At 59.2% G+C, this 11,134-nt stretch carries 10 protein-coding genes; 2 read left to right on the top strand and 8 right to left on the bottom strand.

The window, feature by feature from the left end; translation table 11 throughout:
- Positions 1–60 precede the first annotated feature (60 nt).
- Both nagZ and HBO41_RS06875 read right to left on the bottom strand, forming a co-directional pair.
- The gene (nagZ, locus tag HBO41_RS06880) at positions 61–1,071 is read right to left on the bottom strand and encodes a beta-N-acetylhexosaminidase (protein WP_017137425.1); all 1,011 of its coding nucleotides are present in this window, start codon (positions 1,069–1,071) and stop codon (positions 61–63) included.
- A 134-nt stretch (positions 1,072–1,205) separates the two neighbouring features.
- The gene (locus HBO41_RS06875; protein ID WP_017137424.1) at positions 1,206–1,913 is read right to left on the bottom strand and encodes a TetR/AcrR family transcriptional regulator; all 708 of its coding nucleotides are present in this window, start codon (positions 1,911–1,913) and stop codon (positions 1,206–1,208) included.
- A gap of 263 nt (positions 1,914–2,176) precedes the next feature.
- On the opposite strand from HBO41_RS06875, the gene lexA reads away from it, so the two are divergent.
- Both lexA and sulA read left to right on the top strand, forming a co-directional pair.
- Positions 2,177–2,785, top strand: a complete 609-nt coding sequence (gene lexA / locus HBO41_RS06870) for a transcriptional repressor LexA (RefSeq protein WP_017137423.1) — start codon at positions 2,177–2,179, stop codon at positions 2,783–2,785.
- 10 nt (positions 2,786–2,795) lie between these two features.
- On the top strand, positions 2,796–3,269 hold the full coding sequence (gene sulA, locus HBO41_RS06865; protein WP_017137422.1) for an SOS-induced cell division inhibitor SulA: 474 nt from the start codon (positions 2,796–2,798) through the stop codon (positions 3,267–3,269).
- Between the two features lie 251 nt (positions 3,270–3,520).
- Here the strand turns inward: sulA and HBO41_RS06860 are convergent, their stop codons facing one another.
- From HBO41_RS06860 to fadB, 6 genes are all read right to left on the bottom strand, one after another.
- Positions 3,521–3,754, bottom strand: coding sequence for a hypothetical protein (locus HBO41_RS06860; RefSeq protein ID WP_010212068.1), 234 nt, complete (start codon positions 3,752–3,754; stop codon positions 3,521–3,523).
- A 227-nt stretch (positions 3,755–3,981) separates the two neighbouring features.
- Positions 3,982–4,503, bottom strand: coding sequence for a DUF6586 family protein (locus HBO41_RS06855; protein WP_026013729.1), 522 nt, complete (start codon positions 4,501–4,503; stop codon positions 3,982–3,984).
- Positions 4,504–4,630: 127 nt separating this feature from the next.
- Entirely contained in the window at positions 4,631–7,252 is a 2,622-nt protein-coding gene (gene topA / locus HBO41_RS06850; protein ID WP_169985562.1) for a type I DNA topoisomerase, read from the bottom strand.
- A gap of 114 nt (positions 7,253–7,366) precedes the next feature.
- Complete coding sequence (locus HBO41_RS06845; RefSeq protein WP_017137419.1) at positions 7,367–7,603, bottom strand: DUF1653 domain-containing protein; 237 nt, start codon at positions 7,601–7,603, stop codon at positions 7,367–7,369.
- Between the two features lie 97 nt (positions 7,604–7,700).
- A complete protein-coding gene (gene fadA, locus HBO41_RS06840) occupies positions 7,701–8,876 on the bottom strand; it encodes an acetyl-CoA C-acyltransferase FadA (protein WP_017137418.1) in 1,176 nt (391 codons plus the stop codon).
- 29 nt (positions 8,877–8,905) lie between these two features.
- Entirely contained in the window at positions 8,906–11,053 is a 2,148-nt protein-coding gene (gene fadB, locus HBO41_RS06835) for a fatty acid oxidation complex subunit alpha FadB (protein ID WP_169985560.1), read from the bottom strand.
- Positions 11,054–11,134: the final 81 nt, after the last annotated feature.

The following is an 11,134-nucleotide window of genomic DNA, read 5'->3' as shown; positions in this document are numbered from 1 at the left end:
GAATGTATTCACAAATCGAGAGTGGGAGCTGGCTTGCCTGCGATGGCAGCGACGCGGTGTTCAGTCGATCAACTGAGCATCGCGTAACGCGGTAAGCGCCACCAGCCAACGCGGATCCTGCTTGTACTCCGTAGAGGCAATCGCCTGCCCACGCATCCGCGCAATCCGCGCCGACGGCGTGACCTTCATGCGCTGCGCCGCAGTCAGTGCCAGCTCCGCAGCAGCACGGTCATTACACACCAACCCCATATCACAACCGGCCGTCAGCGCCGCCTCAATTCGACTGGCCGCATCACCGACCACATGAGCGCCGGCCATGGACAGGTCATCGCTGAAAATCACCCCATCAAATTGCAGCTCGCCGCGCAGAATGTCCTGCAACCAGCGACGCGAGAAGCCGGCGGGTTGGGCGTCCACTTGCGGATAAATGACGTGGGCCGGCATCACTGCAGCCAATTGCTTGCTCAGGCGTGCGAAAGGCACCAGGTCATTTGCGCGAATCTGTTCCAGGCTGCGCTCGTCGTTTGGAATCGCGACGTGGGAATCCGCCTCGGCCCAGCCATGGCCCGGGAAGTGTTTGCCGGTGGCCGCCATGCCGGCGCTGTTCATGCCGCGAATGAATGCACCCGCGAGCACGGCAGCGCGCTCCGGATCGCCTTCGAAGGAACGGGTGCCAACAACGGCGCTGCGTTGGTAGTCGAGGTCAAGCACCGGGGCGAAGCTCAGGTCGAGGCCGACCGCCAGCACTTCAGTGGCCATGATCCAGCCGCACTGCTCGGCCAGGTATTCGGCGTTGGGTTTATCCGCCAGCAGGCGCATGGCCGGCAGGCGCACAAAGCCCTGGCGCAGGCGCTGCACACGCCCGCCTTCCTGATCGACCGCCAGCAGCAGGTCTGGGCGCACCGCGCGAATGGCCGCGCTCAATTCGCGCACTTGCCGCGGGTGCTCGATATTGCGCGCAAAAATGATCAACCCGCCCACTTCAGGCTGGCGCAACAACTGGCGATCCTCGGCCGTCAGCCAAGTACCGGCCACATCGACCATTAACGAACCTTGCAGGGCAGCAGTCATAAACTTTCCTTAAATAACGCACACAACCCGTTGCCCTCACCTGGCGTAATAAGCGCAGCGAGCACAACGGGTTGCGAATAAATAGCTGAAATCGGCATGGCGGCTAGCTTAGCCGCCGCGCACACCTGGGGCAATCACGCCTTGGCGACGGCCGGCGTAGATTTGCTGCGCGCACGCAACTGGGCGGCGGCCATGACCGGGTCGGTCACGCCGGTTTCGGCGCGCATGCCGGCGGCAAGGAACGGCACCATCAGGCGCATCACTTGCTCGATGGAAGTATTGACGCCGAAATCGGTCTCGGCAATTGCGCGCAACGCCTTGATGCCGGACATGCTGAACGCGGCGGCGCCGAGCATGAAGTGCACACGCCAGAACAGTTCGATCGGCGGAATACGCGGAGCAGCTTCGTTGACCAGCAGCATGTAGCGACGGAACACCTTGCCGTACATGTCTTCCAGGTAACGGCGCAAGTGGCCCTGGCTCTGGCTGAAGGCCAGCCCTAACAGGCGCATGAAGATTGACAGGTCATTGCCGCTGCGCGGTTGAACCACCAAGGCTTGCTCAACCAGGATTTCCAGCAGGTCTTCCAGGCTTGGCTTGTTTTCGGGCTTGGTCTGGCGACGCTCCAGCTCACGGTCGAGGCTGGCGCAGAACGGCCCCAGGAAGCGCGAGAACACCGCCTGGATCAGGGCTTTTTTCGAGCCGAAATGATAGTTCACAGCGGCGAGGTTAACCCCAGCCTTGCTGGTAATCAGCCGCAATGAAGTTTCAGCAAATCCTTTTTCCGCGAACAATTGCTCGGCAGCATCGAGAATGCGTTCAACGGTTTCCGACTGGGCCATGGCTACTCCGCCTGACAAACACTTGTTTGAAACATACGTTTCAGGGTGTGTCTTGTCAAGCCTGCGAGGCCGTTTTCCGGCCGGGCAGTCATCTATTTCATCGCTATTTAATCACATCCTTCGCGCCCTGTAGGCAGCGCTGTCTATGCCTTGCAGGAAGAGTGACAGACGACCGTCCAGCGGAGTGCCAAAAAAGGATGATTGCCAAGCGCAGTTCACTGTATATAATCCCAGTCACTGTATAAAAAGACAGAGCGATCAACATGCTAAAACTGACGCCACGCCAAGCTGAGATTCTGGCTTTTATCAAGCGCTGCCTCGACGACAACGGCTACCCGCCGACGCGAGCGGAAATTGCGCTGGAACTGGGGTTCAAGTCCCCCAACGCCGCCGAAGAACACCTCAAGGCCCTCGCCCGCAAAGGCGCGATCGAGATGACCCCAGGTGCTTCACGCGGTATTCGCATCCCTGGCTTTGAAGCCAAGGCCGACGAGTCGACCCTGCCGATCATCGGTCGCGTCGCCGCCGGTGCGCCGATCCTGGCGCAGCAGCACGTCGAAGAGTCCTGCAACATCAACCCGACGTTCTTCCATCCGCGTGCCGACTACCTGTTGCGCGTACACGGCATGAGCATGAAGGACGTGGGCATTTTCGACGGTGATCTGCTGGCCGTCCACACCACTCGCGAAGCCCGTAATGGTCAGATCGTCGTCGCCCGTATCGGCGACGAAGTCACCGTCAAACGCTTCAAGCGCGAAGGCAGCAAGGTCTGGCTTATGGCCGAGAACCCTGAGTTCGCCCCGATTGAAGTGAACCTGAAAGATCAGGACCTGGTGATCGAAGGCTTGAGCGTCGGCGTTATTCGCCGCTAAAGGAGGCACCATGCAACTCGTGCACACCCCACAACACACACAACTGTCGCTGTTCGAGGCCTTTATGGCCCAACCCCTTGCGCCCATTCTCAAGGAAGCGGTCGAGGCCCCTTGGGGCTCCGAACCTGAGGCGTTCAGTGAACTGTCGTTGCGCGGTGCTGCCGGGAGCTGCCTGAGCCTGCTGGCGCCGATCCTTCGAGAATTGAGCGAGGAGCTGGACGCACGCTGGCTGACGCTGATTGCCCCACCCGCCAGCCTGACCCAGGCCTGGCTGCGGGACGCCGGCCTCAACCGTGAGCGCATCCTGCTGCTGCAACCGCGCGGTGCGCAAAGTGCTCAGCAACTGACGTGCGAAGCCTTGCGCCTGGGGCGCAGCCACACGGTGGTGAGCTGGTTGAACCCGCTGAATGCAACAGCCAAGCAGCAGCTGATCAGCGCCGCGCGCACGGGCGATGCGCAGAGTTTGAATATTCGATTGGGGTAATGGGATCTGCTGCAGGCCAGCCGTATGGATGGGCTTGTTATGGCAGGCGAGCCTGTTGTGGCAGGTGAGCTTGTTGTGGCGAGCGAGCTTGCTCGCGCTGGGCTGCGCAGCAGCCCCAAAACCAGGCACCGTGGAATACCTGATACAGCGCATTAAATCTATTCAGGGCCGCTTCGCAGCCCAGCGGGAGCAAGCTCCCTCGCCACAGAAGCCCGGTCGTCAGAACACTTCCGACAGCGCGTCATTGCTACTCAGTGAAGCACCCGCGGCCCATCTTCCTTCTCCGGCTCGCCTTCGGCCAGGCGACCAGCCATCTGCACACCAACGCTCAACATGGCTTTTGCCACTTCTACATGTTGGCCCTGCAGGAACACTTTTGCATCTTCGGAAAAATCCAAAATAACCAGAGAACCCTCGTCCTCGGCCCTGCGCAGCTCGATTCGGCCGTCAGGCAACTCTACAATTTCCAGAAAGGACGTTGGCATATAAGTCTGTTCTCCACGAAAGGCCGGGATTATATCAGTCATCCACCCAGCCTCGCTGAGGATCTGAACAGGTTTCTTAACGGCTTGATGAATGGTGCTCTTCGGCAAGACTGCTCTCAATGTGGGAGCTGGCTTGCCTGCGATTACGGTGCATCAGCAAATGGCCGGCAAGCTGACCCAGCCTATCGCAGGCAAGCCAGCTCCCACCTTTGTTCAGCGCAAACCTCTTAACACTCGTTCAAGCCTTCACGAAACCGCAACGCCATCTTCTTCAGCTCCTGGCGCCAGCTTTCCAGCTCTTCGCGGCTCAAGGGCTTGGGCTCATCCTCTCCCAGCGCAACGGCCACGATCAGCGGCTGTGTCACATCACCCTTGGGCACATGGGGAACACGCGGCGGCTGGAACATATCCGCATGCGCTTTGAGCAATCGAGCAACCCAACTGTCGGGGCTCTGCGCCATTTCCACCAGTTCGGCCAGTTCAGGAATCGCCATGCTGTCCAGCACTTCGCGGTTCATGAGCATTTCTGCGCGTGGTGCGCCCGCCTGGGGCAAGCGGTAGAACCCGGCAATTTCATGGCACAGGCCCAGCAAAGCGCCATAGAGGTGGAACAACGCCGCCTCACGCCCGGCCTGGACCAGCGCGATGGCATTCATCTCCTTCCCTTCCTCGGCGCGGCCAAGGGCTTCCAGGGACAAACCCGCGAAGTAAATTTTCTGATTGGTACGGGTATAGAGTTCGTTGGCCATAACGGCAATCTCCACAACGAAATAAGCGTGATGCTGGCTGAACAGTGTCACGGATCAGCCAAGTTTCCTGCAAGCGTAAAAAAAGGCCGCCTTTTCAGGCGGCCTTTGTAGCTGGCAGATCAGCCGATCAAGCGCCCTGGCGCTTGTCCTCGACCTTCCACTTGCCGCCGTCGTAGAAGGCTTTCCAGCCGGTAGGCTTGCCGTCCACTTCGGTCTGCACGTACTGCTCCTTGGTTTTGCGGCTGTAGCGGATCACGGACGGGCGACCGTCGGGATCCTTCTTCGGCGCTTCACACAGGAAGTGGTACTTCGGATCGATCTCGTCCTTGTGCGGCACGATCTCCATCACCAAGGGTGCACGGGTCTCGCGGTTTTTCGGGAACTGGCTGGCCGCCAGGAACAGACCCGAAGCGCCGTCACGCAGGATGTAGGTGTCGTTGACCTTCTCGCACTTGAGTTCAGGCATCTTCACCGGGTCCATCTTCGGCGGCGCCGCGTCACCGCTTTTGAGCAGTTTGCGCGTGTTCTTGCAAGTCGGGTTGGTGCAGCCGAAGAACTTGCCGAAACGACCGGTCTTGAGCTGCATCTCGCTGCCGCACTTGTCGCATTCCAGGCTCGGACCTTCGTAGCCTTTGATGCGGTAGGTGCCCTCTTCGATCTCGTAGCCATTGCAATCCGGGTTGTTACCGCAGATGTGCAACTTATGCTTCTCGTCGAGCAGGTAGGCGTCCATCGCCGTGCTGCAGATCGGGCAACGGTGCTTGCCGCGCAGTACCAGCGACTCGGATTCACCCTCGTCGTCGGCGGCAATCTCATCGCCTGGCACCAGGTTAACGGTGGCCTTGCAGCGCTCTTTCGGCGGCAGGCTGTAGCCCGAGCAACCGAGGAACACACCGGTGGATGCGGTACGAATCTGCATCGGGCGGCCGCACGTCAGGCACGGGATGTCGGTCATCACCGGTTGGTTGGCGCGCATGCCGCTTTCAGGGCTTTCGGCTACTTCGAGTTTCTTTTTGAAGTCGCCGTAGAACTCATCCAGCACGTTTTTCCAGTCGCGTTCGCCCTGCGCCACGTCATCGAGGTTCTCTTCCATGCCGGCGGTGAAGCCGTAATCCATGAGGTTGGAGAAGCTCTCGGACAGGCGTTCGGTGACGATGTCGCCCATCTTTTCCGAGTAGAAACGACGGTTGTGCAGCGCTACGTAGCCACGGTCCTGGATGGTCGAGATGATTGCCGCATAGGTCGAAGGACGACCAATACCGCGTTTTTCCATCTCTTTTACCAGGCTGGCTTCGGAGTAACGCGCCGGCGGCTTGGTGAAGTGCTGGGACGGGTCGAGCTTGATCAGCTTCAACGTGTCGCCCTGGGCCATGTCCGGCAGCACGTCGTCATCGCCTGGCTTGGCGATTTGCGGCATCACGCGGGTATAGCCGTCGAACTTGAGGATACGGCCCTTGGCACGCAGCTCGAAGTCGCCTGCGCCCACGCTGACGGTGGTGGACAGGTATTGCGCCGGCAGCATCTGGCAGGCAAGGAACTGGCGCCAGATCAGCTCGTAGAGGCGCTCAGCATCACGCTCCATGCCGCTCAGCTTGCTTGGCTCGGTGTTGGCGTCGGAAGGACGAATCGCTTCGTGAGCCTCTTGTGCGCCTTCCTTGCTGCTGTAGAGGTTCGGCTTTTCCGGCAGGTACTTCTTGCCGAACTCGCTTTCAATATAAGTGCGCGCCATCGCCACCGCGTCTTGCGACAGGTTGGTGGAGTCGGTACGCATATACGTGATGTAGCCGGCTTCATACAAGCGCTGGGCCATCATCATGGTCTTCTTCACGCCAAAGCCCAGGCGGTTGCTCGCGGCCTGTTGCAAGGTGGACGTGATGAACGGCGCCGACGGCTTGCTGCTGGTTGGCTTGTCTTCGCGCTTGACGATGCTGTAGCTGGAAGCCTTGAGCTTCTCCAGCGCGGCCATGGCCTGGGCTTCGTTCAGCGGCTTGAAGGCCTCGCCTTTCTCACGGGCCACTTCAAAGCGCACGTTGGCGCCCTTGGCAGTGCCCAGGTCGGCGTGGACTTCCCAGTATTCTTCGGGGTTGAACGCACGGATCTCACGCTCACGCTCCACCACCAGCTTGACCGCTACCGATTGCACACGGCCGGCGGACAGGCCACGGGCGATTTTCGCCCACAGCAGTGGCGAGACCATGTAACCCACCACGCGGTCGAGGAAACGACGCGCCTGCTGGGCGTTAACACGGTCGATATCCAGCTCACCCGGCTTGGAGAAGGCTTCCTGGATGGCTTTCTTGGTGATTTCGTTGAACACCACACGCTTGTAGCGGCTGTCATCACCGCCGATGGCTTCGCGCAGGTGCCAGGCAATGGCTTCCCCTTCGCGGTCCAAGTCCGTCGCGAGATAGATGGTGTCGGCATCTTTGGCGAGCCGGCGCAGCTCTTCGATGACCTTTTCCTTGCCTGGAAGGATTTCGTACTTGGCCTTCCAGCCGTGATCCGGGTCCACACCCATGCGTGAGACCAGCTGCTTGCGCGCTTTCTCTTTAGGGCTGAGCACCGGACCTTCGCCCGCAGCGGCCTTGCCGCGCTTGGCGGCAGGCTCCTTGCTGGCGCTAGCCGAACCGCTGGTGGGCAGGTCTCGGATATGGCCGATACTCGACTTCACCACGTACTCGTTGCCCAAGTACTTGTTGATGGTCTTGGCCTTAGCCGGGGATTCCACAATGACCAGCGATTTGCCCATGGATCGGAAAATTCCTGAATTCGAGAAGTGAAAGGCAGTTGGCGCCTGTCGCGGCAACGCTATATATAGTGGCAACAAGGTGAGGTCAAGCGCAGCATTCTGCGCGGCCTGCCGTTATTGCCCTGAAAAAAGACTGGGTTCGACCTGCACCAAAGCAAAGCGCGGGACCTGCTCGCCGTCAACTTCGACGGTCTCCAGGAACATGCTCAATGGGCGCACCCAAAAGCCGTAATCGCCATACAGTGCTTGGTAAAACACCACTTCTTCTTCGGTCTCGGAGTGCCGCGCCACATTAAAAACGCGGTACTGCGGGCCCTTATAATGTTGGTAGAGCCCTGGTTCGACTTTCATGCTTTGGCCCTCGTGCAAAATTTGTTGAAAAAAAATATTAAAAATTCCAAAAAACAAAAACCGGGGCACTGGGCCCCGGCTTCCGTCAGCGAAACGTTTAGATACGTTCGAAGACGGTGGAAATGCCTTGGCCGAGACCAATGCACATGGTTGCAACCCCAAGGTTGCCGCCATTTTGCTTCATCACGTTAAGCAAAGTGCCGGAGATACGTGCACCGGAGCAACCGAATGGGTGGCCCAGGGCAATCGCGCCGCCGTGCAGGTTAACCTTCTCGTTCATCTTGTCGAGTACTTTCAAATCTTTCAGCACTGGCAGGGCCTGTGCGGCGAAAGCTTCGTTGAGCTCGAAGAAGTCGATATCGGAGATGGTCAGGCCCGCGCGCTTCAAGGCTTTTTGTGTGGCCGGTACTGGACCATAGCCCATGATTGCCGGGTCCACACCTGCCACTGCCATCGAACGGATCACCGCCATCGGCTGAATGCCCAGGTCCTGGGCACGTTGCGCCGACATCACGATCATGCACGAAGCACCGTCGGTGATTTGCGACGACGTACCGGCTGTCACGGTGCCGCCCTTTGGATTGAAGGCGGGTTTCAAGGCCGCCAGGCTTTCCAGAGTGGTATCCGGACGAATGGTTTCGTCGTAGTCGAACAGTTTGAGGAAACCGTTCTCGTCGTAACCGTTCATCGGGATGATTTCATCCTTGAACTTGCCTTCCACGGTCGCCTTGTGGGCCAACTGGTGGGAGCGCACGCCGAATGCGTCCTGGGCTTCGCGGGTAATGCCGTGCATTTTGCCGAGCATTTCTGCGGTGAGGCCCATCATGCCCGAGGCTTTTGCCGCGTACAGCGACATGTGCGGGTTAGGGTCGACGCCGTGCATCATGCTGACGTGGCCCATGTGCTCCACGCCGCCGACCACGAACACATCGCCGTTGCCGGTCATGATCGCTTGCGCAGCAGTGTGCAGCGCGCTCATCGACGAACCACACAGGCGGCTGACGGTCTGGCCAGCTGCGGTGTGCGGGATCTGGGTCATCAACGACGCCATGCGCGCGATGTTCCAGCCCTGCTCCAGGGTCTGGTTGACGCAGCCCCAGATCACGTCTTCGACTTCGTTAGGGTCGACCTTGACGTTACGCTCCAGCAATTTGCTGATCAGGTGCGCCGACATATCTTCGGCGCGGGTGTTGCGGTGCATGCCGCCCTTGGAGCGGCCCATTGGCGTGCGACCGAAGTCGACAATCACCACGTCTCTTGGATTCAAGCTCATAAATATTCTCGCTCTAGTCGTCTGGGCGCTTAACCGAAGAAGCTCTGGCCGTTTTTGGCCATTTCACGCAGCTTCGCGGTCGGGTGGTACAGCGGGCCCAAATCAGCGTATTTGTCAGCCAGGGCAACGAACTCAGCCACACCGATCGAGTCGATGTAACGCAGCGCACCACCACGGAATGGAGGGAAACCAATACCGTACACCAGGCCCATATCGGCCTCGGCGGCGGTTTCAACGATGCCGTCTTCCAGGCAACGCACGGTTTCCAGGCACAGGGCGATCATCATCCAGTTGATGATGTCCTCATCGGACACCTCACGCTGCTCGTAGATGACTGGCGCGAGTACTTCGTGAACCGACGGGTCGGCCACTTTCTTCTGCTTGCCCTTCTTGTCAGCCTCGTAGGCGTAGAAGCCTTTGCCGTTTTTCTGGCCCAGGCGCTTGGCCTCGTAGAGCGCGTCGATCGCCGAGCGGCGGTCGTCTTTCATGCGGTCCGGGAAGCCTTCAGCCATCACGTCACGACCGTGGTGGCCCGTGTCGATACCGACCACGTCCATCAAGTACGCCGGGCCCATTGGCCAGCCAAATTTTTCCATAACCTTGTCGATGCGCACGAAGTCCACACCGGCGCTGACCAGCTTGGCGAAACCGCCGAAGTACGGGAACAGTACGCGGTTGACCAGGAAGCCGGGGCAGTCATTGACCACGATCGGGTTCTTGCCCATTTTCTTGGCGTAGGCAACGGTGGTGGCAACCGCCAACTCGCTGGACTTCTCGCCACGGATCACTTCCACCAGCGGCATCATGTGTACCGGGTTGAAGAAGTGCATGCCGACGAAGTTTTCCGGACGCTTGAGGGCTTTGGCCAGCAGCGAGATGGAAATGGTCGAAGTGTTCGAGGCCAGGATAGTGTCGTCTTTAACCTGGGCTTCCACTTCAGCCAGTACGGCTTGCTTGACCTTCGGGTTTTCGACTACGGCTTCGACCACCAGGTCGACGTGACCGAAATCGCCGTAGGACAGCGTAGGACGAATGCCGTTAAGCACTTCAGCCATCTTCGCGGCGGTCATGCGACCTTTATCAACGCGGCCCACCAGCAGCTTGGCGGCTTCTGCCAGGCCTTGCTCGATGCCGTGCTCGTTGATGTCTTTCATCAGGATCGGCGTGCCTTTGGACGCCGACTGATAGGCGATACCGCCGCCCATGATACCGGCGCCCAGTACGGCAGCCTGTTTCACGTCGCGGGCGATTTCGTCGTAGGCCTTGGCCTTTTTCTTCAGTTCCTGATCGTTCAGGAACAGGCCGATCAAGCTTTGTGCTGCCGAGGTTTTCGCCAGTTTGACGAAACCTGCCGCTTCCACTTCCAGGGCTTTGTCGCGACCGAAGTTCGCAGCTTTCTGGATGGTCTTGATCGCTTCAACCGGCGCCGGGTAGTTCGGGCCGGCCTGGCCGGCCACAAAACCTTTGGCGGTTTCGAACGACATCATTTGTTCGATGGCGTTGAGCTTGAGTTTTTCCAGCTTCGGCTGACGCTTGGCCTTGTAGTCAAATTCGCCGCTGATGGCGCCTTTGATCAGGTTCAGGGCGGCTTCAGCCAGTTTGTCCGGGGCAACCATGGCATCGACTGCACCGACTTTCAGCGCGTCTTCGGCACGGTTTTCTTTACCGGCGGCGATCCACTCGATCGCGTTGTCAGCGCCGATCAGGCGCGGCAGACGCACAGTGCCGCCGAAACCTGGGTAGATGCCCAGTTTGACTTCAGGCAGGCCGATTTTGGCGGTGGCCGACATGACGCGGAAGTCTGCAGCCAGGCACATTTCCAGGCCGCCGCCCAACGCGATGCCATTGATGGCAGCCACGGTTGGCACGTTGAGGTCTTCGAAATCGCTGAAAATCTTGTTGGCTTCGAGGTTGCCGGCCACAAGCTCTGCATCGGGCAGCTTGAAGTTGTCGACGAATTCGGTGATGTCAGCGCCGACGATAAACACGTCCTTGCCGCTGGAGACGATCACGCCCTTGACCGAAGCATCTGCTTTGATGGTGTCTACGGCCTGACGCAGTTCGTTCAGGGTTAGACGGTTGAACTTGTTGACGGACTCACCCTTGAGGTCGAATTTCAGTTCGACGATGCCACTTTCAAGAGCCTTAACCGTGATGGCTTTACCTTCGTAAATCATCAACTGATCTCCACGATATGGAAGCTGAACAGTACACACTGGACGCTGGCCTATTGGTTGGACATTGATAGTTGCCTCAAT

Source organism: Pseudomonas sp. WS 5146, from assembly GCF_012985495.1.
Taxonomy (GTDB): Bacteria; Pseudomonadota; Gammaproteobacteria; order Pseudomonadales; family Pseudomonadaceae; genus Aquipseudomonas; species Aquipseudomonas edaphica.
Note: the sequence above shows the minus strand (reverse complement) of the source record. Positions and strands in the feature narration are given on the sequence as shown.

What these genes read in the sequence shown, in the direction of transcription:
- nagZ (WP_017137425.1), bottom strand. Translation starts at nt 1,071, where the DNA reads ATGACTGCTGCCCTGCAAGGTTCGTTAATGGTCGATGTGGCCGGTACT.
- HBO41_RS06875 (WP_017137424.1), bottom strand. Translation starts at nt 1,913, where the DNA reads ATGGCCCAGTCGGAAACCGTTGAACGCATTCTCGATGCTGCCGAGCAA.
- lexA (WP_017137423.1), top strand. Translation starts at nt 2,177, where the DNA reads ATGCTAAAACTGACGCCACGCCAAGCTGAGATTCTGGCTTTTATCAAG.
- sulA (WP_017137422.1), top strand. Translation starts at nt 2,796, where the DNA reads ATGCAACTCGTGCACACCCCACAACACACACAACTGTCGCTGTTCGAG.
- HBO41_RS06860 (WP_010212068.1), bottom strand. Translation starts at nt 3,754, where the DNA reads ATGCCAACGTCCTTTCTGGAAATTGTAGAGTTGCCTGACGGCCGAATC.
- HBO41_RS06855 (WP_026013729.1), bottom strand. Translation starts at nt 4,503, where the DNA reads ATGGCCAACGAACTCTATACCCGTACCAATCAGAAAATTTACTTCGCG.
- topA (WP_169985562.1), bottom strand. Translation starts at nt 7,252, where the DNA reads ATGGGCAAATCGCTGGTCATTGTGGAATCCCCGGCTAAGGCCAAGACC.
- HBO41_RS06845 (WP_017137419.1), bottom strand. Translation starts at nt 7,603, where the DNA reads ATGAAAGTCGAACCAGGGCTCTACCAACATTATAAGGGCCCGCAGTAC.
- fadA (WP_017137418.1), bottom strand. Translation starts at nt 8,876, where the DNA reads ATGAGCTTGAATCCAAGAGACGTGGTGATTGTCGACTTCGGTCGCACG.
- fadB (WP_169985560.1), bottom strand. Translation starts at nt 11,053, where the DNA reads ATGATTTACGAAGGTAAAGCCATCACGGTTAAGGCTCTTGAAAGTGGC.